This window comes from Nioella nitratireducens, assembly GCF_001879715.1.
GTDB classification, from domain to species: domain Bacteria; phylum Pseudomonadota; class Alphaproteobacteria; order Rhodobacterales; family Rhodobacteraceae; genus Nioella; species Nioella nitratireducens.
Genome location: NZ_MNBW01000004.1, coordinates 81,086 through 107,478 on the forward strand (window position 1 = coordinate 81,086; position 26,393 = coordinate 107,478).

Consider the following 26,393-nt stretch of genomic DNA (forward strand, 5'->3'; position numbering starts at 1 on the left):
TTATAGGCGGCGAGAGGCCGGGGGCCAATGCGAAAATCAACCCTTGGGGATTGCGTAGCGGAAAAAATGGTGGTTTCGCTAGGCGACGCGGCCCCTCCTCACCCGGCCGTGCAGGAAAGGGAGCGCGATGGTCACATTGCTGAACGGTGTGCCGAGACAACCCAAGCGGTTTGTCTTCGTCCTGCTGGACAATTTCACGTTGTTGAGCTTCGCCGGTGCCATCGACGCATTGCGGATCGCGAACCGTCTGGCCGATGCCGAGCTGTACAAGGTCATTCAGGCCGGTGAAGGCGGTGATGTCGTCAATTGCAGTTCCGGCACACGCATCCTGCTCGATCAGGATCTCGAAGACCTGACGCGCGAAGACACCGTCATCCTGTGCGGCGGCGTCGATGTTCAGAAGGCCACCACCAAACGGTTGGTGAACTGGCTACGACGCGAGGCGCGGCGCGGCGTCACCATGGGGGCGCTCTGCACGGCGGGCTATGCCTTGGCCAAAGCCGGGCTGCTCGATGGCAAACGGGCCACGATTCATTGGGAAAACCAGGACAGTTTCTCGGAAGAATTCGAGGAAGTCCTGTTGACCAAGTCGGTCTTCGTGATCGACGGCAACCGGATGACGACCGCGGGCGGCACCGCCTCGATCGACCTGATGCTGACCATCATCGCCAATGACCATGGCGAGGAGCTGGCCAGCCAAGTGGCCGATCAGCAGATCTACACCTCGATCCGCACCGATCAGGACACGCAGCGCCTGTCGATCCCGACCCGGATCGGCGTGCGCCACCCCAAGCTGAGCCAGGTCATCCGGATGATGGAACAAAATCTGGAGGAACCGATCAGCCCCTCGATTCTGGCGCATGAGGTGGGCATGTCCACCCGCCAGTTGGAGCGGCTGTTCCGGCGTTACCTGAACCGCAGCCCCAAGCGCTATTACATGGAGCTTCGGCTGCAAAAGGCGCGCAACCTGCTGATGCAGACGGATATGAGCGTGATCAACGTGGCGCTGGCCTGCGGTTTTGCCTCGCCCTCGCATTTCTCGAAATGCTACCGGGCGCATTACGACACCACGCCATACCGCGAACGCGGCGCGCAGGCCACGCGGATCAAGGGCTGACCGCGCCCTATTGCAGGCGCAGGTATTCCGACCAGGTGCGCGTGGCGCGCCCGTCGGTGTAATGCGAGGTTACGACCAATTGCACCAAGTTGCCGCGCGACGGAACAACGGCAACGGACCGGCGGGCAAAGCCCTGATCATAGGTCGCAAGGACGCGGCCAACCCGGTCGGTCTGACCGCGGGTGGTGCCCCAGTCGCAATCGCTGGGGTGGCAGGCCCCCCACAGACGCAGCGTCCAATGCGGATCGGCGTCATGGATGAGGGTATAGGTGCCATCGCCATTGTCGATATGGCGCGAGCCGCAGACGAATTGCAGGTTCGCCGTGGTGATCGAGCGGGTGTTCGGGTCGACATTTTCATAGCGCCCGGACGCGATGCCGGGGGCGACGCAGGTTGCCTCGGCGCGGTCGACGGTGGCAGCCGCCCCCAACAGGGCGGCGACACACACGACGAGGATTTGGCGGGAAAACATGGCGGGGCTCCTTGGCTGGGACATGACTGCCTGTAGGTCGCCCGGCCCCGCCCGCCGGTTCAATCGTCCGACGGTACCCGCGCGGCCCGCCCGCCCCTGCGCTTGGCGGCGGGTGGTGTTTCCAGCCCCGCCCGCAACACCCCGGTCATCGGGTGGTCGGGGTGGTCCGCGCCGTATCGTTCCAGCAGCGCGGCGATCTGGGGCAGCGGGTCCGGGTCGGACAGGCTCAGCGCCCAGTCCATGAAGATGGACCGGCATTCGCCTTCCGTGATGCCTTCGATCCGGTAGGATTCCCGAACCAGTCCCTTGGGGTCGCTTGCGTCGCTCATGTCATATCCTCCTGTGTCGGCGGGTTGGCCAACGCGTGATCCATGATAGCCGCAGATTGGCCCCGCAAGCTGTCCACTTTCGCGGCCAATTCGGCGCTGTCCGCGACACCGGCCTCGCGGGCGATAAAGCTGCGCCCGCCCTGCCCGATCTCATCCAGATCCAGCGGCCGGTCGGTCAACAGACGCGTGGCGTGGTTGAGCCTGCCATAGAGGTGATGCGCCTTTGCAAGGGCGCGGGCCTCATCCGCGGTGATCCAGCCGAGCGAGACCCCGGAGTCCAATTGCCCGGACACGCCGCGCGCAGGCACGCCTGCGATCAGCGCGGCGGTTTCTGCCAGAAGCTCGATATCCTTCATCCGGCCCGGCCCGTCCTTGGCATCGAGCCCGGTGCCAACCCGCCCTGCGGCGGTCAGACGGTCGCGCATGTCCTGCACATCGGCGGCAATGGCGGCAGGGTCGCGCGGGCTGGTCAGCACCTCCATCCGGATCGCCTCGATATCGGCACACAGGCTGTCGTCGCCCGCCACTGCCCGCGCTCGTGTCAGCGCCAGATGTTCCCATGTCCACGCCTCGGTCTTTTGGTAGTGCCGGAAACTGCCAAGCGAGGTCGCCACCGGCCCCTGACGGCCAGAGGGGCGCAGGCGCATGTCCACGTCGTACAGCTTGCCCTCGGAAGTGGGGGCCGTCAGCGCGGTGATCAGCGTCTTGGTCGCCTTGGCAAACCAGCCGCGCGGGTCCAGCGGACGGCGACCGCCGGTCATCTCGACGCCCTCGGCATCGTAGATCACCAGCAGATCGAGGTCCGATCCGGCCGTCAGCCGCCCGGCCCCGAGGCTGCCCATGGCAACGACGGCCCCGCCCCGCCCCGGCGCAGGGCCATGGCGGCGCGCGACGTCATCACACACACGGGGCCAGAGCGCGCGCAGGATGACCACGGCCAGCATGGAATATTCGGCCCCCGCCTCTTCGGCGGAAATCAGGCCGCGCAAGTGGTGCACGCCGATGCGGAAATGCCACTCTTTCATCCAGCGTCGCGCGGCATTCAGGACGCCCTCGTAATCCTCATGCTCCAGCGCTGCCTCCAGATCGGCGGACAGATCGTCCTGTTCTGGCCACGCGGCAAAGAAATCGCCACCGATCACAGCATCGAGCACCCCGGAATTGCGCGACAGATAGCGCGACAGCCCCGGCGCGGTGCCACAGATGTCGACGATCAGGTCGACAAGCGGCGGGTTGGCTTGAAACAACGAGAAGAGCTGCACCCCGGCGGGTAGTCCGCGCAAGAACCCGTCGAAATTCGACAACGCTTCTTCTGGGCGGGGCGTCTCGGCGAAACGGGCCAGCAAGTCAGGCTTGAGCCGCGCAAAGATGGCCTGCCCCCGCGCCGAGCGCAGCGCCGGATAGCCGGGCCAGCGGGCCACGATTTCCTCGGCTTTCTCGGACAGGTCCGGCGTGTCGGACTCCGACTCTTCGGGTTTGAAGAACGGCTCGCAGAGCGCCTCGACCTCGGCCAGCCGGTCCTTGAGGTCAGCGCGGAACCCCGCCACATCGCTTTCGCCGCAGAAATTTGCGATCCGCGCGATCCCCTCTGCGTTGTTGGGCAGCAGATGCGTCTGCGCATCGTTTACCATCTGCACCCGGTGCTCGATCTCACGGTGCAGGCGGTAATGGCGGATCAGCTTGTCGCGCGCCCCCGGCTCGATCCAGCCCTTTTCGGCCAAGGCGGTCAACGCCGGAACCGTGCCGCGCAACCGCAGGTCCGGGTCGCGCCCGCCAGCCACGATCTGCCGGGTCTGGGCGAAGAACTCTATCTCTCGGATGCCGCCCGCGCCGAGTTTCATGTTGTGGCCTTCCAGCGTGATCGGCCCGTGCAACCCTTTGTGACGGCGGATCTTTTCGCGCATGTCATGGGTATCCTGAATAGCTGCGAAATCGAGGTGCTTGCGCCAAACGAAGGGGATCAGATCATCGAGAAACCGCTGCCCCGCCGCAATATCCCCCGCACAGGGCCGCGCCTTGATATAGGCGGCGCGTTCCCAGTTGCGCCCCTCGGATTCGTAATAGCGTTCGGCGGCCGCCATCGAGATGCAGACCGGCGTCACGCTGGCATCAGGGCGCAGCCGCAGGTCGGTGCGGAAAACGTAGCCTTCGGATTTCACATCCGACAACACGGCGGCCATGCGGCGGGTTACCTTGATGAAGCTCGCCCGCGCCTCCATCTCGTCGTCCGGCTCGAACCTGCTTTCGTCGAACAGGCAAATCAGGTCGATATCCGAGGAATAGTTCAGCTCACCTGCGCCCATCTTTCCCATGGCCAGCGCAACCATGCCCGCGCCGGTCGCCGCGTCGTCCTCGCTCATTCCGGGGATCTTGCCACGCCGTGCCTCGGCCCCCACAAGGCACCGGATCGAAGTATCGACAGCGGCATCGGCGAAATCGGTCAGCAGTCCGGTCACCTCTTCCAGCGTCCAGACCCCCCCCAGATCGGCCAGCGCGGCATAGAGCGCGACACGACGTTTCTGCCGCCGCAGCCCGGCCACAAGATCGGCCTGCGTCGTGACGCGTGTGGCGTGCAGCAGGTCTTGGCGCACCGTGTCGGGGTCTTGCGTCAACGCCTCGATCAGCCAATCGCTTTCCTTCCCCATCAATCCCGCTAGATACGGGCTACAACCTGCCGTTCCGGTGATCAGCGGGCGCAACTCGGGGGCGACCTCGGGCAGTGACGACAGCACATCGGCCCCACGCTCGGGGTCGAAAGGAAGGGGATGGCGGGTCAGGCGGGATGAAAAACGCATAGGCATTTGATGGCCGCGCGACGGGCCAAGGTCAATCGCTTGCGCAATACGGTCGGGCGCGGCAAAGATGCGTCGTCAACTGGGGGACAGACCATGAGCAAGAGCCTGAAGCGCGTGAAATCGGCCCTGACAGAGGCCGGGCTGACAGCGGATGTGCTGGAGATGGATGGCAGCACCCGTACCGCCGCCGAAGCAGCCGCGCAGGCGGGATGCGTGATCGACCAGATTGCCAAATCCATCATTTTCAAGGGCGAGGACAGCGGAGAGGCGCTGCTCTTCATCACCGCTGGCGGAAATCAGGTGGATGCAGACAAGGCCAGTGCGCTGGCGGGCGAAGCGCTTGGCAAAGCCGATGCGGCGCTGATCCGGGCGCAGACGGGTTTTGCCATCGGGGGCGTTGCGCCGGTGGGGCATGTAAACCCCATCCGCGCATGGTTCGATCCGCGCCTGTCCGCCTTCGAGGTGGTCTTTGCCGCAGCGGGCACGCCCCGCCATATTGTCCCGATGACACCCGAGGACATCTTGCGGCTGAGCGGCGCCCTGCCCGCCGATTTCACGGTCTGAACGTCAGCGCGGGCTGACGCGCAGATGAATCCCGTCCTTTGCCCGCACGGTCAGGAAGGCCACCGGCACCGGCTCTTTCCCATCGACCAGCTCAACCCGCACCCGCTTGAGCAGCATCGACAGCAAAAGCGGCCCCTCGACCATGGCAAACCCGGCCCCGGTGCAGACGCGGGGGCCAGCCGAAAAGGGCATATAGGCCTCTCGCTGGCAGCGCTTGCCGTTCTCGGTGTGCCAACGGCCCGGATCGAACCCATCGGGATTGTCCCATAGTCGTTCGTGCCGGTGCAGGTGCCACGGCGAAAGCACAATCTGCGCGCCCTTTGGCACGTTGCGGTCGCGGAACCGTTCGGGGCAGATCGCTTCTCGCACCATCATCGGCACCGGCGGGTAGAGCCGCAGCGCCTCTCGGAACACGTCACGGCTCAGCCGCAACTTGGACATCACCCGGAAATCGCAAGCCCCCAAGACCTGCGCCTCGGCGGCCACGCGCTCCTGCCACTCGGGGAACAGCGCCATCAGGTAAAGCGTCCACGCCAAGGCAGACGCGCTCGTTTCATGGCCGGCAAGGAAGAAGATCGCCACCTGATCGACCATTTCCGCAGTGGAAAAGGTCTCGCCCGTCTGCGGATCGGTGGTGGTCATGATCTTGGTGGCAAGATCATCAGGCGCGGTTCCCGCGTCGATTGCCGCCATCCGCTCTGCCGTCAGCCGGGTGATCAGCCCCCGGATGGACTTGGCGGTCGCCTTGGTCTTGCGCCGATGCCCGCGCGGCACAAAGCGCGGCAGGGGCAGAAAGGCGGCAAGGTTCAGGATGGGCTGAGTGCGCTGGTATTCGCGGAACTGGGAAAAGACGGCGCTGGCCACCTCGTGCTCGATGGGGATCGAGAAGAGCGTGCGGAAAATCACATCCGCCGCCGCGTGGCTCATCTGTTCCTCGACCTCGACCTCTCCGGTGCCGATCCGATCGCAGGCTGCCTCCGCCGCATCCCACATCGCGGGGAAGGTATCGCGCAGGCGACCGCCCTCGAAAGCCGGGTCGATGATGCGCCGCTGCCGCTTCCACGTCTCGCCATTTGTCAGGAAGACCGAATTGCCCAACAAGGGCCGCAGCCCCTCGCCCACCCGGTCAGATTTCGGGAAGTCGTCAGGCCGGTCCTTCAGCACCGTGTCGATCAGAGACGGCTGGTTGACCATGAAGCTGCGAAAGAACGGCGTCTTGAACTCGGCCATCCACGCCCGGTAAAGCCGCGCAGGCTGCGCCGACAGGATGTCAGCCCGAAACAGTCGCAGATAGCGCCAGAGCGAAACACGATCCGCACGGGGTTTGGGTTTCGGTGGGATCATGCGATGCTCGTGTAGCGGTTGACCGGGCGGGTAATGCGCCCCGGCGAGGGCGCGCGGTCCGCGAACCGGCTGGCCAGGGTCAGCGGCCCCGCGGTGATCTGGAAATAGTCATAATCCTTTGGCTGATCAAACGCATTGAGATACTGGAAGTGCAGCTCGAAAAGCTGCCAGCGCAGGGCCTTTTGCCGCTCGACGCTCAGCGTTTGCGTGAAGGCTGCCGAGATCACGAGCGGCCAACGCTGCCCCTCGGGGGCAACGCCAGAGACAGCGACCGGATCGCACAGCGCAAAGGAACAGCCATCACCGGGCGCGGTCACGTCCAGCCAGGTGATGTCGTCGCGCGTGCTTAGAAAAGCCAGATCGGCGCGCAGGCGGTCCGCCCTGGGCAGGAACGACACCATCGGCACCACGTGGCCAAGCGACAGCAGCGCCAGCTTTGGCCCGCCATCCGGCACCCGGCCCGCCCGAATCAGGTCCGCCAGCAGCGACACCGCCATATAGGCGCCCGAGGAATGGCCAACGACCAGAACCTCCTCCACATCGGCGTGCAGCGCCTCGTCGATCCGGTCGGCAAACGCGCGCATCCGGGCCTCTTGCGCGGGCGGATAGGCCCCGCCATGACCCGCCGAAAAGGCGTAGTCATGCATCAGGTACCAGCCAAGCCATGGATCGCGCTTCTTGAACCAGCGCAGACTGCCCCATGCAACAGCCCACCCCGCGGCCAGCGCGACCGATGCCATCACAACGACCGCAGCCGGGCCCGCCACAGCAAGATCGACGGCAAGGGACGCGCGGTAGAGACCGCCGAAAAGCCCTGCCCCGACAAGGCCGGCGGCGCACAGCGCCAGCCCCAATTGCCCCAGCAGCAACAGCACCGGGTAAAGCGCGGCAATCACCGGCCCCTTGCGCAACCGCATCAGCCGAAACAGCGCGCCCGAGCCGACATAGGCCCAGGCCGTGCGCAGCAATTGCCAGTAGGTGGCCACGATCCCATGCGCCATAGAGGCCTTGACGATATCGGCCCAGACCAGCACTTCGACATCGGCATGGGTGATGTGTCCGCCGATCCGGGTTTCGACCGACCAGCCATAATAGCCCTTGGTGCGCTGCGGCCCCAAGTCGAGACTGTAGCCGGAAATCGCTGCCTGTTCGGTTCCCCCGCGCCGGTATCTCTCACGATACTTGCGCGCCGGAACCGGATCGAAGCCGGGAATATACAGCACGCGCCGCGCGCGCACCTCCTGCCTCTGCTCTGTCATGGCCTGCCATCTCTGCCCGTTTGCCCGCCACCCTAGCGGGAAATTCAGGCAAGGCTAAGGCGACAATCAGCCAAGCGCGCCGAGGACCGGAAAGGTTTCCAGAAGCCAGAAGGAAATCGAGGTCAACGCCCCGGTCAGCAGCATCAGGCCGACCACGATCAGAAGCGCGCCCATGATCCGCTCGATCAGCCGCATATGCCGCTTGAGCCGCGTCATCACGCCCATGGCGCGCTCGATGAACATGGCCGCCAGCAGGAACGGCACTCCAAGCCCAAGCGCGTAGACCGCCAGCAGGATGGTGCCCCGCTGGACCGAGCTTTCCACCGCTGCAATGCCAAGGATCGCCCCAAGCTGCGGCCCGATACAAGGCGTCCAGCCAAAGGCAAAGGCCAACCCCAGCACATAGGCCCCAAGCGCCGAGCCGCCGCGGTCCCCCGCATCCATCCGCGCCTCGCGGTCGAGGATCGGAATGCGAAAGACGCCAAGGAAATGCAGACCGAAAACGATCACCACCACACCGGCGATGCGCGCCAGAAGTTGCTGGTTCTGCAAGAAAAACTGCCCGAAGATCGACGCCGTGAAACCAAGGAAGATAAAGACCGTGGATAGCCCCAGAACAAAAAACGCCGCCGCCAGCACCGCCTTGCGCCGCCCTTGCCCCGCCTGCATCTCGGCCATGGAAATGCCGCCCATATAGGCCAGGTAGGGTGGCACGATAGGCAACACGCAGGGGCTGAGGAAACTCAGCACCCCTGCCGTGAGGGCCACGAACATCGCAGGCAGCAGTCCCGCGTCAAAGAGATCGATTCCGAACATGGTCCCTTCCTATCGGCCCGCACCGAAAACACCAGCCCAAGCCCGCTCACATTCCCGTGGACAAGTGCCGCAGCCCTGCGCTACGCGGGCCCCATGACGCCCACACGCACCATCGACGCCATCGGCCTGCTCTGCCCCCTGCCCGTTCTGCGCCTGCGCAAGGCACTTCAGACACTGGCTTCGGGCGAAACCCTCTGCCTCTTGGCGGATGATCCCGTGGCCCAAATCGACATCCCCCATTTCTGCGTGGAACAGGGGGAAACGCTGCTCTCCAGCACCCCGCAAGAGGGCGCGACCGCCTTTCTCATCCGCAAGACGTGATCCCTTCTTCTTGGCAAAAATACTCAACGAAAAAGACCTCCGGACGCGGAACGCCGGAGGTCTTCATCGCCTGCCCACAGGGGGCATCAAAGCGGCGCGGCAGCGCCTCCGCCAAGTTACTCTGCGGCTGTCGCAATCGGCGCGCCGCCGCTGCGGAAGGCGGCCAACAGCTCTTCACGGCGCTTTTCGGCGGCGGCTACGCTGGCCTCCTTGACCGGACCATAGCCCCGGATCTGGCGCGGAAGCTCGGCAAGGTGCAGGGCCACCTGCCGCGTTTCCAGCGTCACCGCGCCCAGAATTTCGGCCATGTCACGCTCGTATTGCTTGATCAGCGCGCGTTCCATCTTGCGTTCCGACGAATAACCGAAGGGATCGAACGGGGTACCGCGCAGCCGCTTCATCCGCGCCAGAACCTTGTAACCTGTGCCCATCCACGCCCCGAAGGCGCGTTTTCTGGGGCGGCCCGCATCGTCCTTGCCCGACAGCATCGGAGGCGCAAGGTGATAGGTCAGTTTCAAATCGCCCTCGAACACCTCGCGCGCCTTGGCCCCGGTCTCCAGGTGCAGCCGCGCGACCTCGTATTCGTCCTTGTAGGCCAACAGCTTGTGATAGCCGAGCGCCACCGCCTCTTTCAGACCGGCATCCTCGACCCCATCGACCAGCTTGCGGTATCGTTTAGCCAGACGTTTGCCCTGGTAGGACACGAGGTGGTTTTCGCGAAAGGCGATCCGCTCCTCCAGCGGTTTCGGCATTTCGACGACCGAACTTGCGCCCAGCTTTGCTGCCTCTTCCGGGTTCAGCACAGCCCACCGGCCCAGCTCAAACGCTTCCTTGTTGCGCTCGACGGCGGCCCCGTTCAGCTCGATGGCGGTCAGGATCGCCTCTTCCGACAGCGGCACCAGCCCATTCTGCCAACTCGCGCCGAGGATCATCATGTTCGAGAAGATCGAGTCGCCCATCAGTTTTTGCGCCAGGACCGTGGCGTCGAACAGCGCCAGGCCCTCGGCCAGTCGCGCTTGAAGGGCGACCTCCAAATCATTCACAGGAATGCGAAATTCCGTATCATGGGTGAATGCTCCAGTGATGATCTCATGGCTGTTGACCACGGCCTTGGTGCGGCCCGTGGTCATCAGACCAAGGGTCTTGGCCCCGGCGGACACCACCAGATCGCCCCCGATGACCGAGTCTGCCTCGCCCACGGCCACGCGGATCGCGCTGATGTCTTCGGGGGCTTCCGCCAAGCGCAAGTGAATATGCACCGCACCGCCCTTCTGGGCGAGGCCCGCCATTTCGATCATGCCCGCACCCTTGCCGTCCAGTTGTGCCGCCTGCGCCAGAACCGCGCCGACAGTGACAACCCCGGTGCCGCCGACGCCGGTGATCACCACGTTATGGGTGCCGTCGATCGTTGGCAGCGTCGGGGCCGGCAGGTGCCCCACGTCGATGCTGGCCGTCGCGCTTTTGCGGATCTTGCCGCCCTCGACGGTGACGAAGCTGGGGCAAAAGCCCTTGAGACAGGAAAAGTCCTTGTTGCAGCTTGACTGGTCGATGGCGCGTTTGCGGCCCAGTTCGGTTTCCACCGGAACGATGGCGACGCAGTTCGACTGCACCCCGCAATCGCCACAGCCTTCGCAAACATCGGTGTTGATGAAGACGCGCTTGTCGGGATCGGGGAAGGTGCCGCGCTTGCGGCGGCGGCGTTTTTCGGCGGCACAGGTCTGCACATAGATGATCGCCGAAACGCCGCCGATCTCTTCGAATTTTTCCTGAACCGACATCAGCTCATCGCGCGGGTGGCGTTCGACATCCTTGGGAAATCCCGAAAAATCAATCTCTTCCTTGGGGTCGTGAACCAGGGCGATGTGCTTGACACCCATGGCCCGTATCTCGTGCGCGATGCGCTCGGGTTGCAGGTCGCCCTCGTTGTGCTGGCCGCCAGTCATGGCAACCGCGTCGTTGAACAGGATCTTGTAGGTTATGTTGGTCCCCGCCGCCAGCGCGGCACGGATCGCCAGAATGCCCGAATGGTTGTAGGTGCCTTCGCCGAGATTCTGGAAAATGTGCTTGCGGGTCGAGAACGGCGCCTCGCCCACCCAGTTCACGCCTTCGGCACCCATATGGGTGAAGGCCTCGGTGTTACGGTCCATCCAGCGGGCCATGAAGTGACAGCCGATCCCGGCACCACCGCGCGCGCCCTCGGGCACTTTGGTCGAGGTGTTGTGCGGGCAGCCCGCACAGAACCACGGCAGGCGCGTCGCCAGTTCCTGCGCGTTGTCGGCCCGCAGCGCCTCGTTCACCTGGGTGATCCCGGCGCGGATGCGGTCGGTGCCGCGTCCTTCCTCGATCAGGATATTGCCAAGCTTGACCGCGATGTCGTTGGGGTCGAGCGCGTAATGGGTGGGGAACAGGATCTCGCCATGGCCATCCTTGTAGCCAAAGACGCGGCGGCCCCGGCGGTTGTCGAAGATCGCCTCCTTGATCTGCACCTCGATCAGCTTGCGCTTTTCCTCGACGACGACGATCAGGTCCAGCCCTTCGGCCCAGTCCTCAAGGCTTTTCATGTCCAACGGCCATGTCTGGCCGACCTTGTAGGTCGTGACGCCGAGCCGTTCGGCCTCTTCCTCGTGAATACCCAAGAGTTCCATCGCGTGCACGAGGTCGAGCCAATTCTTGCCCGCCGCAACGAAACCGATCTTGGCGCCAGGCTTGCCAAGCACCCGCTTGTCGATGCCGTTTGCCCGCGCGAACGCCTCGGCCGCAAAGCGTTTATGGCCAAGCAGCCGCTCTTCCTGCGCGATCCAGTGATCGCCAAGCCGGATGTTCAGCCCATCGGGCGGCAGCGCGAAATCGGGGGTGACAAACTGCATCCGGTCTGGATGGCCATCGACGATCGAGGTCGCCTCGACGGTATCCTTCATGGTCTTGAGCCCGACCCAGACCCCGGCATAGCGGCTGAGCGCAAAGCCGTAATGGCCGTAGTCGAGGATTTCCTGCACGCCCGCCGGGCTGAGCACCGGCATATGCGCATCGACCAATGCCCAATCGGACTGGTGACAGACGGTGGAACTTTCGCCGGTGTGGTCATCGCCCATGGCCATGATCACGCCGCCATGCGCCGAGGTGCCCGCCATGTTGGCATGACGCATCACGTCGCCCGAACGGTCCACCCCCGGCCCCTTGCCGTACCACAGGCCAAACACGCCGTCGTATTTGCCTTCGCCCCGAAGCTCGGCCTGTTGCGCGCCCCAATGGGCGGTGGCGGCGAGGTCTTCGTTCAAGCCCGGCTGGAACACCACATCGGCGGCGTCGAGCTGCGTCTTTGCGCGGGCCATTTGCAGATCAACGGCCCCAAGCGGCGAGCCGCGATAACCGGTCACATATCCTGCCGTATTCAACCCGGCCTGCGTGTCGCGCCACTTCTGTGCCAGCATCAGTCGCACCAGCGCTTGCGTGCCGTTCAGCAGGACCGGGGATTTTTCAAGATCGAACCGGTCTTGCAATGAAACTTGTGCCACTCCCATAGGCGCCTCCTGCTGGATTGCCGAAATCTTTCCCAAATATAGGTCAACAAATGTGACCTTTCAAGCCTAGAAGCTGGGCATGATGGGGTTTGTGATTGAACCTTAGACCAAATTCTTTAGGTTGCGAGGGCGAACAGGGCATCACAAACAGAAAATGGACCCAAGCCAATGGATTGGGACAAACTGCGCATATTTCACGCCGTGGCGGATGCTGGCAGCCTCACCCATGCGGGGGACACGCTGCATCTGAGCCAATCCGCCGTGAGCCGACAGATCCGCTCGTTGGAAGAGAGCCTGAACACCACGCTCTTTCACCGTCACGCGCGGGGGCTGATTCTGACCGAGCAGGGCGAACTTCTGTTCGATGCCACCCGTTCCATGTCGAAGCGGCTCGATGCCGCCGCCGCCCGGATCCGCGACAGCGAAGAAGAAGTGTTCGGAGAGCTGCGCGTCACCACCACCGTGGGGTTCGGCTCGCTCTGGCTGGCGCCACGTCTGGTGCAGCTTTACAATAATTTCCCGCAGCTCAAGATCGACCTGATCCTTGAGGAACGGGTGATGGACCTGCCGATGCGCGAAGCCGATGTCGCCATTCGCATGAAGGAACCCAGCCAGGCCGACCTGATCCGCAAGCGCCTGATGAGTGTGCGGATGCAGCTTTACGCATCGCCCACCTACCTCGAGTCGCACGGCACCCCCGCCTCGCTGGAAGACCTCGGCGATCATCGACTGATTTCCCAGAACCCCCATTCCGCGCAGGTCAGTGCCGGCGCGATGCTGGTGCATGAAATCATGTCCTACGATGTGGGCAGCTTCCTGACGGTAAACAATTACTTTGGCGTGCTTCAGGGGGTGATCAACCATCTGGGCATCGGCCTGCTGCCGGATTACCTGACCGACGACTTCCCCGATCTGGTCCGCGTTCTGCCGGAGGTGGAAAGCACCGAGGTGCCCGTTTTCCTCGCCTATCCCGAGGAACTGCGCCATTCCAAGCGGATCGAAGCGTTTCGGGATTTTGTCACCGAAGAGATCATCGCACATCGCCGCCGCCGACGCGATCAAGAGGGCTGATTGGCCTCAATTCCGCCACAGTGTCGCCAGGATTGCCCTAAAACTGTGTGCCATGCGCAACGCGCATAGCGGCATTGCGGCAATGCGGCGAGAAATTCCTTGATCGTTCTTAACGTGCTGCCTATTTCAGCATCAGTGATCGACGGCAAGCAATTGCTTGATCACTACCTCCCTGTTGGACTTTGGCCGAGATTCGTCTCGGCCTTTTTTTTGGCCGAGTGGCAGGATTAATCCGCATGGGCGGGAATGTGATCACAATAAATCCAACCGGGTTTTCAGACTGGCTTGCGCTGATGCGGCTGCTGAGACAGTCATTTGTCTATATGGACGGGGTCATTGATCCGCCCTCCTCTCTGCAACGCCTGTCCCTGAAACGATTGAAACAGAAAGCGGCCGGGGAAGATCTCTATATCGTGGAGCGTGATCACGTGCTGGTGGCGTGCCTGTTTGGCTGCCGCAAGGGCGATTGGTATTACGTGGGCAAGCTGGCCGTGGACCGGGCGCAGCGCCGATCGGGACTGGCCCGGGCCCTGATCGATGCTGCGATGCAGCACGCCCAGGAAACGGGGCTGAAGGGCGTGGCATTGCAAACCCGCGTCGAATTGCGAAACAATCACCGCAGTTTCCGCGCGATGGGGTTTCGGCTGGTCGGCGCCAGCGCCCATCCGGGATACGACAGGGCCACATCCTTGACCTTCCGAAAGCCCGTTTGATCCCTGCCCCCTTTTCCCCGCGCGGGCCTTGCCCTAAAGAGACGCGAGACATCACCCGCGGGGGACATCACGACCATGCAGGAACCGGCCATCACGCCCGACATCATCGCCGCGCACGGGCTGAGCCCCGATGAATACGAGCGCATCCTCGACATCATCGGACGCGAGCCCACCTTTACCGAGCTTGGCATCTTCTCGGCCATGTGGAACGAGCACTGTTCCTACAAGTCCTCGAAGAAATGGCTGCGCACCCTGCCGACCGAAGGCCCGCAAGTGATCTGCGGCCCCGGCGAAAACGCGGGTGTCGTGGATATCGGCGACGGGCAGGCCGTGGTCTTCAAGATGGAAAGCCACAACCACCCCTCTTACATCGAACCCTATCAGGGCGCGGCAACCGGCGTGGGCGGCATCCTGCGCGACGTCTTCACCATGGGCGCGCGGCCCATGGCGGCGATGAACTCGCTGTCCTTCGGCGACGTCGACCACCCCAAGACACGGCAACTTGTGCATGGCGTCGTGGAAGGGGTCGGCGGCTATGGCAACTGCTTCGGCGTGCCGACCGTGGGCGGCGAGGTGCGGTTCCACCCCGCCTATAACGGCAACTGCCTTGTCAACGCCTTTGCCGCAGGTCTGGCAGACGCGGACAAGATCTTCTACTCCGCAGCCTCGGGCGTGGGTATGCCGGTGGTCTACCTCGGTGCCAAGACCGGGCGCGATGGCGTCGGCGGCGCCACCATGGCCAGCGCCGAGTTCGACGACACGATCGAGGAAAAGCGCCCCACGGTGCAGGTGGGCGACCCGTTCACCGAGAAACGCCTGATGGAAGCGTGCATGGAGTTGATGCGCACCGGGGCGGTCATTTCGATCCAGGATATGGGCGCGGCGGGCCTGACCTGTTCTGCCGTGGAAATGGGCGACAAGGGCGGGCTTGGCATTCAGCTCAACCTCGACCACGTGCCGCAGCGCGAAAGCGCGATGACGGCCTACGAAATGATGCTGAGCGAGAGCCAGGAGCGGATGCTCATGGTGCTGAACCCCGAGAAAGAGGGCGAAGCGCGCGCCGTGTTCGAGAAATGGGATCTCGATTTCGCCATTGTCGGCGAAACCGTCGCCGAGGACCGCTTTCTGATCATCCATGGCAACGAGGTCATGGCCGACCTGCCGTTGTCGAAACTGTCCTCCACCGCGCCGGAATATGACCGGCCGTGGGTTGAAACCCCGGTGGCGGACGAGATGGAGCCGGTGCCGGGCATTGACGCAATAGACGGGCTGAAGGCGCTGATCGCCTCGCCCAACTACGCCGCCAAGCAGTGGGTCTACGAGCAATACGATTCCATGGTCATGGCCGACACCGTGCGCGCGCCGGGTCTTGGCGCGGGTGTGGTGCGGGTACATGGCACCGACAAGGCGGTCGCTTTCACCTCGGATGTGACCCCGCGCTACGTCAAGGCCAACCCGTTTGAAGGCGGCAAGCAGGCGGTGGCCGAGGCTTATCGCAACCTGACCGCCGTGGGCGCCAAGCCGTTGGCCACCACCGACAACCTCAACTTCGGCAACCCCGAAAAACCCGAGATCATGGGCCAGTTCGTGGGCGCGATCAAAGGCATCGGCGCGGCGGTGGCGGCGCTGGATATGCCCATCGTGTCGGGCAATGTCAGCCTTTACAACGAAACCGACGGCCAAGGCATTCTGCCCACCCCGACCATTGGTGCCGTGGGCCTGCTGGATCACGTCGACGAGATGATCGGCGGCACCGCCCGCGACGGGCATCTTGCGATCCTCGTGGGCGAGACCACCGGCCATCTGGGTCAATCCGCGTTGCTCTACGAGGTGTTCAACCGTGAAGACGGCGATGCGCCCTCGGTGGATCTGGACGTCGAAAAGCGCAACGGCGCGTTCATCCGCGCAAACCGCACGTGGATCGACATGTGCTCGGACCTGTCGGATGGCGGGCTGGCCCTGGCCGCCTTTGAAATGGCCGAGGCGTCGGGCGTGGGCGTCACGCTCGACGCGGACGACACCCCCACCCTTTTCGGCGAGGATCAGGGCCGCTACCTGATTGCCTGTTCCTTTGACAAGGCCGAGGCGTTGATGATCGCGGCAGGCCGGTCCGGCGTTCCGATCGTGACCGTCGGGAAATTCGGCGGTGACAGCGTGCGCCTTGGCTCGACCGAGGCCCCGCTCGCCGACCTGGCCGCGCTCTACCGGGGCAGCTTTGCCGAAAAGCTGGGCTGAGCTGCGGAAAACATGCAATTTTCGAGTCCGGTTCCGGCCGGGATCGGTCCCGCCCTGCCGCCCCTTGAGGCGCCGAGGATGGCAGACTACATTTGATCGGACAGCGAGGAGTAGCCCCAACATGGCCATGCAGGCACGCGACATCGAAGACCTGATCCGAGAAACCTTTCCCGAGGCCCAGATCACCATCACCGATCTGGCGGGCGACGGAAACCACTACGCCGCCGAGGTGATCGACGCGAGCTTCAGGGGCATGAACCGCGTGCAACAGCAACGGGCCGTCTATGCCGCCCTCAAGGGCAAGATGGACGGTGCGCAGGGCGAATTGCACGCGCTGGCACTGACGACGAAAGCACCGGAGTGAGCCGGACACCACGAGACAACAAGGAAACGCGGACATTATGAGCGCACAAGACCAGATCAAGGAAACCATCGACGCCAATGACGTGGTGCTCTTCATGAAAGGCACCAAGACCATGCCGCAATGCGGTTTTTCCAGCCGCGTGGCGGGGGTGCTCAACTTCATGGGCGTCGACTTCGCCGACGTGAACGTGCTGAGCGACGACGACATCCGCCAGGGCATCAAGGAATTCTCGGACTGGCCGACGATCCCGCAGCTCTACGTGAAGGGCGAATTCGTCGGCGGCTGCGACATCATCACCGAGATGACCCTGTCGGGCGAGCTGGACCAGCTCTTCGAGACCAACGGCGTGACTTATGACAAGGACGCCGCCGACAAGATTCGTGCCGCGAACGCCTGACCTCCCGAGGTATTTTAACAAAGAAGAACGGGGCTGAGGCGCGATCCTCAGCCCTTTTTCGTGGCGCCTTTTTTCACATGTTTGGTCAGGCGCGAGGGGATGGATTTCTTGCGATCCTTGTAGGGGTTATCCGCCGCCTGACTGCGCATGTAGAGCCGGATCGGCGTGCCCGGCATGTCGAAATGGTCGCGCAGGCCGTTGACGAGATACCGCGAATAGCTTTCCGGCAGCTTGTCGGGCATCGAGCACATCACCACGAAGCCCGGGGGCCGCGTCTTGGCCTGTGTCATGTAGCGCAGCTTGATACGGCGGCCTGCGGGCGCGGGCGGTGGATGCGCCTCGACCATCTCGGTCAGCCAGCGATTGAGCTGCGCCGTCGTCACCCGGCGGTTCCAGACGTCATAGGCGCGGATGATCGCGGCCTGAAGCCGGTCGATCCCGCGCCCCGTCTTGGCCGACACGGTCACAAGCGGTGCGCCCCGCAATTGCGGCAACAGGCGGTCGAAAGCTTCTTTCAGGTCGCGCAGCTTTTCCTGCTTGTTCTCTTCCACGTCCCATTTATTGACCGCGACAACCACGGCGCGGCCCTCGCGCTCGGCGAGGTCGGCAATGCGCAGATCCTGCTGTTCGAACGGGATCGCCGCATCGAGCAGCACCACCACGACCTCGGCGAATTTCACGGCGCGCAGCCCGTCAGACACGGACAGCTTTTCAAGCTTTTCCTGCACCTTGGCCCGCTTGCGCATACCGGCGGTGTCGAAGATGCGCATTTCGGTCCCATCCCAGTTGATCGGGACGGCAATGGAATCACGGGTGATTCCGGCTTCGGGGCCGGTCAGCAGGCGCTCTTCGCCGACGATCTTGTTGATCAGGGTGGATTTCCCGGCATTGGGACGACCGATGACTGCGATCTGCAAGGGTTTGGTGCGTTCCGGGGCCTCTTCGCCCTCTTCAACGTCCAGATCGGTTTCGGCCTCTTCCACGCGCAGCGCGGCGGCTTCGATCATCGGCGACAGCATCACGGCCAGTTCCGCCATGCCTTCGCCATGCTCGGCCGACAGGGACAACGGCTCGCCCAACCCCAGCGAAAACGCCTCAAGCGCCCCGGATTCCCCGGCGCGCCCCTCGGCCTTGTTCGCGGCCAGGATCACCGGTGTCCCAGAGCGGCGCAGGATGTCGGCAAAAACCTCGTCCGTCGGGGTGACGCCGACGCGGGCGTCGATCATGAACAGGCAGGCATCGGCCATCCCCACGGCCCGCTCGGTCAGGCGGCGCATCCGCCCCGGCAGACTGTCGTCGGTGGCCTCTTCCAGCCCAGCCGTGTCCATGACGGTAAAGCGCAGGTCGCCAAGCCGCGCCGCGCCTTCGCGCAGGTCGCGGGTCACGCCCGGCTGGTCATCCACCAGTGCCAGTTTCTTGCCCACCAAACGGTTGAACAGGGTCGATTTCCCCACATTGGGGCGTCCGACAATGGCCAGAACGAAGCTCATTGGCCTCACCTTCTTTCAATTCAGACCGCGCCGCTTAGCGCAGGACACCGGCAATGAAAAGCGGTCCTGCCGCCTTTGGTCCAAAAAACATGCACGGCCAGAGCAGACCCCGCCCGATCCAACGCCCGGCAGGCACCATCGTGACGGCCAGTTCGGCGGCGGGACACTCAGCGATAGGCGTGCAAGCGACCGTCGCCGGATACCACGTAGAGAACCCCGTTCACCACGATGGGATGGGCGGCGGCCCCACCGCGAATTTCGATCTGGTTCACTTCCGCACCGCTTTCGGGGTCAAACACGCGGATCAGACCGTCGCCCGAAGCGACAAAAAGCTGCCCGCCCGCCATGATCGGCCCGAAATGGGTAAACACCGCCTGCCGCCGTCTGACACGGTCATTGACGTAAAGCGGCAGTTCGGTCCCCCAGATACGGTCGCCGGTTTCGGCGTCGAGCCGGATCAACTCGTTCCTGTCAGAGACGAAGAAAAGGGAATCGCCAGCGGGCAGAAGCGGGGAATAAGCGCCGTCCTGCGCAGTCCATTGCCGCTCGCCCGACGCAGCGTCCATTGCCACGACGCGGCCAGACTGGTTGCCCGCATACAGCGTATTGCCCACGACCACCGGATCGCCGGTAATGTCGTTGATGTTGTTATAGGCCACGCCCCGGCGTTCACCGGCCACCGTCGTGCCCCAGACCCGTACGCCCGAAAGCCGCAAGGTTGCCACCAGTTCGCCCGAGCCGAAGGGGAAGATCACCAGACGGTCCGTGACGGCAGGCGCCGCGCCACCGGCCAGCACCGCCTGCGCGGGACCAGCGGGCAGTTGCCAGCGGATGCGGCCGTTTTCGGGATTGATCGACCAAGCCTGACTGTCGCGGCTGACCACGTAGATCGAGTTGTCGGTGACGGTTGGGGCGGTGATGTCGGCGGCCAGACGCTGGCGCCAGCGGACCGCGCCCGTCGTCGGGTCAAGCGCGATCAACTCGCCATAGCCGGTGGTAGCGTAGAGCGTACCGCCCTGCACCGCGAGCGCGCCGCCGGAAATGCCGCCGCCCCGTTCGAATCCGGGGGTCAGGTCGACCGTCCACAGCACCGCGCCATCGGGGCCAACAGCGGCCAGTTGCGCATCCGCGTCGAGGGTGAAAATGCGGCCATCGGCGGCCACGGGGTCAGCGGTGATCCGGGCGCGGCGAGAGTTGCCAGCGCCGATATCGGTCGCCCATAATTCCTGCGGCGCAGACGAGAGCGCCACGTTGGGCATCAGGTTGCGCTGATCGTAGGCGCGCATCGGCCAGTCCGTGGTCGTGACCGGTGCCGCCAGCGCAATCGGGCGAGCCGCATCGACAGCCTCGGGCGCGGTCTCTGCGCCCGGAACGGCCTCGTCCAGCGGGGTGCGGGTGCCGAAACGCTGCCCTTCGAGGATCACCTCGCGTTCGGAACAGGCCGAAAGGGCAACGAGGGCCGCAAGCCCCAGGATTCCGATGCTGCGTGTTGTCATCTGCCCGCTGCCCCTCGCTCTCGTTTCCTCCGACGCCACCGGCCAGTTACTGGCTCGGCCCGTCGGTGCCCGTCGCGGCCGGTGCGCCGCCCGTCCCGTCCGCCGCATCGCCTTGTGCTGCGGCGGCGTCGGTTGCCGGGACCGCCTCTTGCGGGGCGGCATCGGCTAGGGTCGCGCCGGATTCCAACGCCACAATCAACTGAGATGCCCGCTGTTGCAAGCCCGGCGTGGCCTGACTGTCCTCTTCCAGCACGCGCAAAAGCGCGATCGCCTGATCGGTTTCGCCAAGCGACACGTGCAAGAGAGCCTGCTGCTCGATGGCGAGCGGACGATAGGGGCGACCGGGCTGAGACAACCCTTCAAGCACGGTCATCGCCTGTGCGGGGTCTTGCGGGTCCATCAGGTAGGCCTTGAGCAACGCCAGATCGCGATAGCGGGCCGCCAGATCGGGCCGGTCGGCCAGCGTGCGCAACTGGGCGGCGGCAGTCACCTGATCCGTGTCGCTGGTGGTTTGTCCGGCCGACAGCAAGGTCAACAGCACTTGGGCGTCGGGGTTTTCCGGCGAAATCCGGGCCAAGGCCGCGGCCGGTTCATCAGAGTCGAGCGCCGCGATCACTTCGTCCCCGAAGGCCTGCGCGGCTGCGCGATCCTGCGCCATGCTGTATTCGCGATAGGCGGCGGCCCCCACGATCACAAGAATGATCAGGATCGGGATCCAGCCCCATTTCCGAAACAGAGCAAACAGCCGGTCGCGGCGCAGCTCTTCGTTGACCTCTTCAATGAAACTGTCGGTATTGGCCATGGGTGCCCCGGTTTGTCCGGCCGCGCGCGGCGGCTCTGATGTCTTTCCTCGCCTCATAGCCCGAACCGCCCCCCGGTCACAAGTCTCGCAGGACGGGGCCGGAAAATGGCCGCATCAAAATGAACTGACCCGTTCACTTTTGGCGTCCTTTCTGCCACAAAGTGAACTGAACGGAGCGGTTCAGCGTAGATACTGGTTGAAACCATGTGTGAAGCCCCCGAAGTAGTCGCGCGGGGCAGCAGGGAACAAGAGGCGAAGATGCGCGTTTTTCCGATGATCACGGCGCTATTGGTGTGTGTCGTTCTGTACGGCGTAGTGATGCAACGCGACCGGCTGGTATCCTTCGCCCAAAGCTTCCGTGGGGAAACACCCGCGCCGGAGGCCGCCGCCATGCCCGAGGCCGACACCGCCCCCGAGGCAGAGGCGCCCGCGGGCCTGCGGCCCGGCACCGTCTCGGTGGTCACGCGGCACTCCGTGGCGCAAGAGGTCGACACCGCTGTGGTCTTGCGCGGGCGCACCGAAGCCGCCCGGCAGGTTGTGGTCCGCGCAGAAACATCAGGGCGCATCGTGTCGGACCCGATCCGTGCGGGCGCGTTCGTCGAGGAAGGCCAGTTGCTGTGCGAAATCGCGCCCGGCACCCGAGAGGCCGCGCTTGCCGAAGCCGTGGCCGGTCTGGCCACCGCCCGCTCGCGCCTGCCCGAGGCAGAGGCCCGCGTCGATGAGGCCGAAGCCCGCCTGCAAGAAGCCCAGATCAACAACACCGCGGCCTCGCGCCTGTCCGAAAGCGGCTTTGGCTCGGAAACCCGCGCGGTGTCCACCGCCGCCGCCGTTTCGTCCGCCGAAGCGGCAATCCGGTCGGCTCAGGCCGGTGTGGAATCGGCCCGCAGCGGCATCCAGTCCGCCGAGGCCGCCGTCACCCGCGCCGAGCAGGAAATCGAGCGACTGCGCATCACAGCGCCCTTCGCCGGTCTGCTGGAAGGCGACACAGCGGAACTCGGGGCGCTGATGCAGCCCGGCACGGATTGCGCCACGGTGATCCAGCTCGATCCGATCAAGCTGGTAGGATATGTGCCCGAGGCCGATGTCGCCCGCATCGAAAACGGCACCACTGCTGGTGCCCAACTGGCCACCGGCCAGCGGGTGCAGGGCACCGTGACCTTCCTCAGCCGTTCTGCCGACCCACAGACGCGGACCTTCCGCGTGGAGATCACCGTTCCGAATGCCGATCTGGAAATCCGCGACGGCCAGACCGCCGACATCCTGATCGCCGCCCCCGGACAGATGGCGCATCTGGTCCCTTCGTCGGCCCTGACCTTGAATGACGAGGGCATCCTCGGCGTGCGGATCGTGGATGACACCGACACCGCCCGTTTCGCGCCGGTGTCCTTCCTGCGCGATACCGTTGACGGGGTGCTGGTCGCGGACCTGCCCGAGACCGTCGATGTGATCGTGGTAGGCCAGGAGTTCGTGACCGATGGCGTCCCCGTCGACCCCCATGAGCAGGAGCCGACGCAATGACCGGACTCATTGATTGGGCCGCCTCCCACGCGCGGATGGTGCTGGCCTTCGTCGTGCTCTCGATCGTCGCGGGGGCCGGAGCGTATATCGGGCTGCCCAAGGAAGGCGAGCCCGATATCGACATTCCGGGCCTGTTCGTCTCGGTCCCCTTCCCCGGTATCTCGGCGGAGGACAGCGAGCGCCTGCTCATCCGCCCGATGGAAACCGAATTTCAGGATCTGGACGGCCTGACCCAGATCACATCGAACGCCGCCGAAAGCTATGCCGGCGTGTTCCTGGAATTTGAATTCGGCTGGGACAAGGACGCGACCATCGCCGAAGTGCGCGAGGCGATGAATACCGCCGAGGCAAGCTTCCCCGACGGGGCGGATGGCTATTCGATCAACGAGATCAACTTCTCGGAATTTCCGATCATCATCGTGGCGCTGTCGGGCGAGGCCCCGGAACGCACGCTGCTGCGGTTGGCCAATGACCTGCAAGACCGGCTGGAAGCGCTGCCCCCGATCCTCGAAGCGGGGTTGGCAGGCAACCGCGACGAGATGGTCGAGGTCGTGATCGACCCGCTGGCGCTGGAGGCTTACAACGTCACCGCGCGCGAGCTGATCGACGCGGTTGTCAACAACAACCAGTTGATCGCGGCGGGCGAGGTCTCGACCGACAGCGGCGCGATCTCGGTCTCGATTCCGTCGAGCTTCGACACCACCGAAGATATCTACCGCTTGCCGATCACGGTGAATGGCGACCGGGTGGTGACGCTCGGCGACCTTGCAGAAATCCGCCTGACCTACGAGGACCGACAAGGCACGGCCCGGTTCAACGGCGAAAACGCGGTGGCGTTGCAGGTGGTCAAGCGGCTTGGCTACAACATCATCGACACCGCGCAACTGGTGCGCGAGGAAATCGCCGCCGCGCAAGCCGAATGGCCGGAGGAACTGCGACAGGCGGTGCGGGTCACCGCCACGCTTGACCAGTCGGTGACGGTCGACAGCATGGTGACCCAGCTCGAAGGCTCGGTCCTGACCGCCATTGCGCTGGTGATGATCGTGGTTCTGGCCGCGCTCGGGACACGCTCGGCGCTGCTGGTGGGCTTTGCAATTCCGACCTCGTTCCTGTTGTGCTTCATCTTCCTCGGGGTCATGGGCGTCACGATCTCGAATATCGTGATGTTCGGCCTGATCCTGGCGGTGGGGATGCTGGTCGACGGGGCCATCGTGGTCGTTGAATATGCCGACACGCGGCTGGCCCAAGGGGCACGACCGATGCAGGCCTTTACCGACGCCGCCAAGCGGATGTTCTGGCCCATCGTCTCCTCGACCGCGACGACCCTGTGCGCCTTCCTGCCGATGCTGTTCTGGCCCGGTGTGGCCGGGGAATTCATGGGCATGTTGCCGGTCACGCTGATCTTTGTCCTGTCGGCGTCGCTGGTGGTCGCGCTGATCTACCTGCCGGTTCTGGGCGGGGTCGCCGCGCGATTTACCCGGATCGTCGATCATGGCAGCGACTTCCTGAGGCGCATGGTGCCGCTCTGGCCGCTGCGCGCATTGCTGACGATTGGCGCAGCCTACCTGATGTTTCTCGCCGCGCTGGAAACCATCAGCCCCGGCGGGCTGGTGCCGTTGCCGCCCGATGCCTCGGCCCTGCGGGCGATGACCCCCGGTGCGGTGTTGTTCCTGATCGCGTCGGCGGCATTGTCCGTGACGCTCGGGTCGGTGGCGATCCACCGCAAGCCCAAGCGCATCGACGCGGGCTATCGCAGGAGCTGGTTTGGCTGGATCATCCACGCCATCGTCGGCAACCCGGTGATGCCGCTGGTCAGCATCGCGGCGGTGGTCATGTTTGTCGGCGGTGTCTTTGTCTACTTCCAGGCCAATAGCAACGGTACCGAGTTCTTCGTGGAGTCCGAGCCGGAAAACGGCCTTGTCTACGTCCGCGCACGCGGCAACCTTTCGGTCACCGAGATGAACGCGCTGGTGGCCCAGGTCGAAGCCGAGGTGATGCAGACCCGCGCCGTGCGCGATGTTTTCGCCTTCTCCGGCGAGGGCGGGTTGCGCAACAACACCGGCGGCGCGGAACAGCCGCGCGATACCATCGGTCAGGTTCAATTCGACCTGACCCCGTGGGACGAGCGCCCCACCATCAGCCAGCCAATTCCCCTGCTTGGCGGGTTGATCGAGGTTCCGAGGCAAGTGCTGGACCCGGCCTATGATGGCGACGTGATCATTGACGAGTTGCAGCAGCGGCTCGATCAGATCCCCGGCATTCGCACCGAGATTTTCAGCCAGTCGCGCGGGCCCGCGTCGGGCAAGCCCGTGAACCTGCGCCTTGCGGGCGACAACTGGGAAGAGTTGCTGGCCGCCACCGCGCAGGTCCGCGACCACTTTGAAAACACCCCCGGCCTGACGCTGGTCGAAGACACCCTGCCCCTGCCCGGCATCGACTGGCAATTGTCCGTCGATGTCGAGGCCGCCGGCCGCTTCGGCGCCAATGTGGCGACCGTTGGCGGCATGGTGCAGTTGGTCACGCGCGGTATCCTCCTGGACACGATGCGGGTGCCAACCTCGGATCAGGAAATCGAGATCCGGGTGCGCTTCCCCGAGGAGTCGCGCGTGCTCTCGACCCTTGATTCCCTGCGCGTGCGCACCCCCGACGGGCTGGTGCCCCTGTCGAATTTCGTGACCCGGACCCCGGTGCCGCAACTGGCCGAGATCGACCGCATCGACCAGTCGCGTGTGTTCAACGTCCGCGCCGATATCGAAGAGGGGATGACCCGCCTGACGAATACCGAGACCGGCGAGACATGGCTGGAACAAAGCTCGATCGTCGAAACCTCGTCCGACATCCAGCAACACCTCGGCACCGGCGCATGGACCGCCGTGCCGATCACCGCCAATGAACGCATCGAAGCGCTGACCGAGTGGTTGCAGACCGAAACGCCCCTGCCCCCGTCGGTCAGTTGGGAATGGACCGGCGATCAAGAGGATCAAGCAGAATCTCAAGCCTTCCTTGGCAAGGCGTTCCTCGGGGCGCTCGGGTTGATGTTCATCATCCTGTTGGCGCAGTTCAACTCGGTCTATAACTCGGTCCTGGTGCTGCTGGCAGTGGTGCTGTCCACAACCGGCGTGCTGATCGGCATGATCGTGATGGACCAGACCTTCTCGATCATCATGACGGGCACGGGGATTGTCGCCTTGGCGGGGATCGTGGTGAACAACAACATTGTTCTCATCGACACCTACCAGGAATATTCCCGCTACATGCCGCATATCGAGGCGATCACCCGCACGGCAGAAGCGCGTATTCGGCCCGTGTTGCTGACCACGATCACCACCATGGCGGGCTTGCTGCCGATGATGTATGGCATCTCGCTCGACTTCGCCAATGGCGGCTATTCCGTCGACAGCCCCACGGCGCTGTGGTGGAAGCAACTGGCAACCGCCGTTGTCTTCGGGCTTGGCATCGCCACGGTGCTGACGCTGGTCTTTACCCCGTCGCTTCTGGCCCTGCGGGTCTGGGCGGGCACGATCGTCAGCTGGATCGCCCGCGCCCTCGCGCGGCTTGGGGCGCGGCGCCTCAGCACCCGCGCGCAGGATTGGTCGCTGGCCCGCGCGGCGCGGCGCACTCGCCACCCCGAGATCCTTTGGGAAGAACCGCCGCAGCCGGTCTTTATCGTCGAACCTCCGACCGAGGACAGTGACGAGACCGACAGCGAAAGCACATCGCCCGGCTCGCCGCTGCGGGCGGCGGAGTGATCTGGCACAAGCCGCAACGA

The 26,393-nt window shown here is 64.4% G+C and carries 20 protein-coding genes; 10 read left to right on the top strand and 10 right to left on the bottom strand.

The genetic code is table 11. From position 1 onward, the window contains the following. Positions 1-127 precede the first annotated feature (127 nt). Positions 128-1,117, top strand: a complete 990-nt coding sequence (locus BKY27_RS04705; protein ID WP_071673290.1) for a GlxA family transcriptional regulator — start codon at positions 128-130, stop codon at positions 1,115-1,117. A gap of 7 nt (positions 1,118-1,124) precedes the next feature. Here the strand turns inward: BKY27_RS04705 and BKY27_RS04710 are convergent, their stop codons facing one another. From BKY27_RS04710 to BKY27_RS04720, 3 genes are read right to left on the bottom strand one after another with little or no spacing between them, the layout of a single operon-like run. Further along, positions 1,125-1,589: a hypothetical protein gene (locus BKY27_RS04710; protein WP_071673291.1), complete on the bottom strand. Its 465-nt coding sequence runs from the start codon at positions 1,587-1,589 to the stop codon at positions 1,125-1,127. Positions 1,590-1,648: 59 nt separating this feature from the next. Beyond that, positions 1,649-1,918: a hypothetical protein gene (locus tag BKY27_RS04715; protein WP_071673292.1), complete on the bottom strand. Its 270-nt coding sequence runs from the start codon at positions 1,916-1,918 to the stop codon at positions 1,649-1,651. After that, entirely contained in the window at positions 1,915-4,713 is a 2,799-nt protein-coding gene (locus BKY27_RS04720; RefSeq protein ID WP_071673293.1) for a [protein-PII] uridylyltransferase family protein, read from the bottom strand. The genes BKY27_RS04715 and BKY27_RS04720 overlap by 4 nt, the downstream gene beginning before the upstream one ends. A gap of 93 nt (positions 4,714-4,806) precedes the next feature. Between BKY27_RS04720 and BKY27_RS04725 the strand changes: the two genes are divergently transcribed. After that, positions 4,807-5,277, top strand: a complete 471-nt coding sequence (locus BKY27_RS04725; protein ID WP_071673461.1) for a YbaK/EbsC family protein — start codon at positions 4,807-4,809, stop codon at positions 5,275-5,277. Positions 5,278-5,280: 3 nt separating this feature from the next. Here the strand turns inward: BKY27_RS04725 and BKY27_RS04730 are convergent, their stop codons facing one another. The 3 genes from BKY27_RS04730 to BKY27_RS04740 form a co-directional block, all read right to left on the bottom strand. Beyond that, the gene (locus BKY27_RS04730; protein WP_071673294.1) at positions 5,281-6,621 is read right to left on the bottom strand and encodes a cytochrome P450; all 1,341 of its coding nucleotides are present in this window, start codon (positions 6,619-6,621) and stop codon (positions 5,281-5,283) included. After that, positions 6,618-7,880 (bottom strand): alpha/beta fold hydrolase, encoded by a 1,263-nt coding sequence (locus BKY27_RS04735; protein ID WP_071673295.1) that lies wholly within the window; start codon positions 7,878-7,880, stop codon positions 6,618-6,620. The genes BKY27_RS04730 and BKY27_RS04735 overlap by 4 nt, the downstream gene beginning before the upstream one ends. A gap of 66 nt (positions 7,881-7,946) precedes the next feature. Further along, positions 7,947-8,696 carry a cytochrome c biogenesis CcdA family protein gene (locus BKY27_RS04740; RefSeq protein ID WP_071673296.1) on the bottom strand — a complete coding sequence of 250 codons (750 nt, stop codon included), beginning with the start codon at positions 8,694-8,696 and terminating at the stop codon, positions 7,947-7,949. Positions 8,697-8,789: 93 nt separating this feature from the next. On the opposite strand from BKY27_RS04740, the gene BKY27_RS04745 reads away from it, so the two are divergent. Beyond that, on the top strand, positions 8,790-9,017 hold the full coding sequence (locus tag BKY27_RS04745) for a sulfurtransferase TusA family protein (protein WP_071673297.1): 228 nt from the start codon (positions 8,790-8,792) through the stop codon (positions 9,015-9,017). Positions 9,018-9,133: 116 nt separating this feature from the next. Here BKY27_RS04745 and BKY27_RS04750 read toward each other — a convergent pair whose 3' ends face one another. Further along, positions 9,134-12,538, bottom strand: a complete 3,405-nt coding sequence (locus BKY27_RS04750; RefSeq protein ID WP_071673298.1) for an indolepyruvate ferredoxin oxidoreductase family protein — start codon at positions 12,536-12,538, stop codon at positions 9,134-9,136. Positions 12,539-12,706: 168 nt separating this feature from the next. Here BKY27_RS04750 and BKY27_RS04755 point away from each other — a divergent pair, with 168 nt between their 5' ends. From BKY27_RS04755 to grxD, 5 genes are all read left to right on the top strand, one after another. Then, the gene (locus tag BKY27_RS04755) at positions 12,707-13,609 is read left to right on the top strand and encodes a LysR family transcriptional regulator (protein ID WP_071673299.1); all 903 of its coding nucleotides are present in this window, start codon (positions 12,707-12,709) and stop codon (positions 13,607-13,609) included. 236 nt (positions 13,610-13,845) lie between these two features. After that, positions 13,846-14,322, top strand: a complete 477-nt coding sequence (locus tag BKY27_RS04760; protein WP_071673300.1) for a GNAT family N-acetyltransferase — start codon at positions 13,846-13,848, stop codon at positions 14,320-14,322. 75 nt (positions 14,323-14,397) lie between these two features. After that, a complete protein-coding gene (gene purL, locus BKY27_RS04765) occupies positions 14,398-16,557 on the top strand; it encodes a phosphoribosylformylglycinamidine synthase subunit PurL (protein ID WP_071673301.1) in 2,160 nt (719 codons plus the stop codon). Positions 16,558-16,678: 121 nt separating this feature from the next. After that, a complete protein-coding gene (locus BKY27_RS04770; protein WP_071673302.1) occupies positions 16,679-16,921 on the top strand; it encodes a BolA/IbaG family iron-sulfur metabolism protein in 243 nt (80 codons plus the stop codon). Positions 16,922-16,958: 37 nt separating this feature from the next. Further along, positions 16,959-17,318 carry a Grx4 family monothiol glutaredoxin gene (grxD, locus tag BKY27_RS04775; protein ID WP_071673303.1) on the top strand — a complete coding sequence of 120 codons (360 nt, stop codon included), beginning with the start codon at positions 16,959-16,961 and terminating at the stop codon, positions 17,316-17,318. A gap of 47 nt (positions 17,319-17,365) precedes the next feature. On the opposite strand, the gene der is transcribed toward grxD, so the two are convergent. The 3 genes from der to BKY27_RS04790 form a co-directional block, all read right to left on the bottom strand. Next, entirely contained in the window at positions 17,366-18,808 is a 1,443-nt protein-coding gene (gene der / locus BKY27_RS04780; RefSeq protein WP_071673304.1) for a ribosome biogenesis GTPase Der, read from the bottom strand. Between the two features lie 167 nt (positions 18,809-18,975). Continuing rightward, entirely contained in the window at positions 18,976-20,304 is a 1,329-nt protein-coding gene (locus BKY27_RS04785; RefSeq protein WP_071673305.1) for a PQQ-like beta-propeller repeat protein, read from the bottom strand. A gap of 46 nt (positions 20,305-20,350) precedes the next feature. Beyond that, complete coding sequence (locus tag BKY27_RS04790; protein WP_071673306.1) at positions 20,351-21,106, bottom strand: tetratricopeptide repeat protein; 756 nt, start codon at positions 21,104-21,106, stop codon at positions 20,351-20,353. Between the two features lie 258 nt (positions 21,107-21,364). On the opposite strand from BKY27_RS04790, the gene BKY27_RS04795 reads away from it, so the two are divergent. Both BKY27_RS04795 and BKY27_RS04800 read left to right on the top strand, forming a co-directional pair. Continuing rightward, a complete protein-coding gene (locus BKY27_RS04795) occupies positions 21,365-22,624 on the top strand; it encodes an efflux RND transporter periplasmic adaptor subunit (protein WP_071673307.1) in 1,260 nt (419 codons plus the stop codon). Continuing rightward, a complete protein-coding gene (locus BKY27_RS04800; protein ID WP_071673308.1) occupies positions 22,621-26,373 on the top strand; it encodes an efflux RND transporter permease subunit in 3,753 nt (1,250 codons plus the stop codon). The genes BKY27_RS04795 and BKY27_RS04800 overlap by 4 nt, the downstream gene beginning before the upstream one ends. Positions 26,374-26,393 lie beyond the last annotated feature (20 nt).

Bases quoted from the DNA above. Each gene is read 5' to 3' on its own strand.
- BKY27_RS04735 (WP_071673295.1), bottom strand. From the start codon at position 7,880: ATGACAGAGCAGAGGCAGGAGGTGCGCGCGCGGCGCGTGCTGTATATT.
- der (WP_071673304.1), bottom strand. From the start codon at position 18,808: ATGAGCTTCGTTCTGGCCATTGTCGGACGCCCCAATGTGGGGAAATCG.
- BKY27_RS04745 (WP_071673297.1), top strand. From the start codon at position 8,790: ATGACGCCCACACGCACCATCGACGCCATCGGCCTGCTCTGCCCCCTG.
- BKY27_RS04720 (WP_071673293.1), bottom strand. From the start codon at position 4,713: ATGCGTTTTTCATCCCGCCTGACCCGCCATCCCCTTCCTTTCGACCCC.
- BKY27_RS04710 (WP_071673291.1), bottom strand. From the start codon at position 1,589: ATGTTTTCCCGCCAAATCCTCGTCGTGTGTGTCGCCGCCCTGTTGGGG.
- BKY27_RS04760 (WP_071673300.1), top strand. From the start codon at position 13,846: ATGGGCGGGAATGTGATCACAATAAATCCAACCGGGTTTTCAGACTGG.
- BKY27_RS04755 (WP_071673299.1), top strand. From the start codon at position 12,707: ATGGATTGGGACAAACTGCGCATATTTCACGCCGTGGCGGATGCTGGC.
- BKY27_RS04750 (WP_071673298.1), bottom strand. From the start codon at position 12,538: ATGGGAGTGGCACAAGTTTCATTGCAAGACCGGTTCGATCTTGAAAAA.
- BKY27_RS04725 (WP_071673461.1), top strand. From the start codon at position 4,807: ATGAGCAAGAGCCTGAAGCGCGTGAAATCGGCCCTGACAGAGGCCGGG.
- BKY27_RS04705 (WP_071673290.1), top strand. From the start codon at position 128: ATGGTCACATTGCTGAACGGTGTGCCGAGACAACCCAAGCGGTTTGTC.
- BKY27_RS04800 (WP_071673308.1), top strand. From the start codon at position 22,621: ATGACCGGACTCATTGATTGGGCCGCCTCCCACGCGCGGATGGTGCTG.
- BKY27_RS04790 (WP_071673306.1), bottom strand. From the start codon at position 21,106: ATGGCCAATACCGACAGTTTCATTGAAGAGGTCAACGAAGAGCTGCGC.
- grxD (WP_071673303.1), top strand. From the start codon at position 16,959: ATGAGCGCACAAGACCAGATCAAGGAAACCATCGACGCCAATGACGTG.
- BKY27_RS04730 (WP_071673294.1), bottom strand. From the start codon at position 6,621: ATGATCCCACCGAAACCCAAACCCCGTGCGGATCGTGTTTCGCTCTGG.
- BKY27_RS04770 (WP_071673302.1), top strand. From the start codon at position 16,679: ATGGCCATGCAGGCACGCGACATCGAAGACCTGATCCGAGAAACCTTT.
- BKY27_RS04740 (WP_071673296.1), bottom strand. From the start codon at position 8,696: ATGTTCGGAATCGATCTCTTTGACGCGGGACTGCTGCCTGCGATGTTC.
- BKY27_RS04795 (WP_071673307.1), top strand. From the start codon at position 21,365: ATGCGCGTTTTTCCGATGATCACGGCGCTATTGGTGTGTGTCGTTCTG.
- BKY27_RS04785 (WP_071673305.1), bottom strand. From the start codon at position 20,304: ATGACAACACGCAGCATCGGAATCCTGGGGCTTGCGGCCCTCGTTGCC.
- BKY27_RS04715 (WP_071673292.1), bottom strand. From the start codon at position 1,918: ATGAGCGACGCAAGCGACCCCAAGGGACTGGTTCGGGAATCCTACCGG.
- purL (WP_071673301.1), top strand. From the start codon at position 14,398: ATGCAGGAACCGGCCATCACGCCCGACATCATCGCCGCGCACGGGCTG.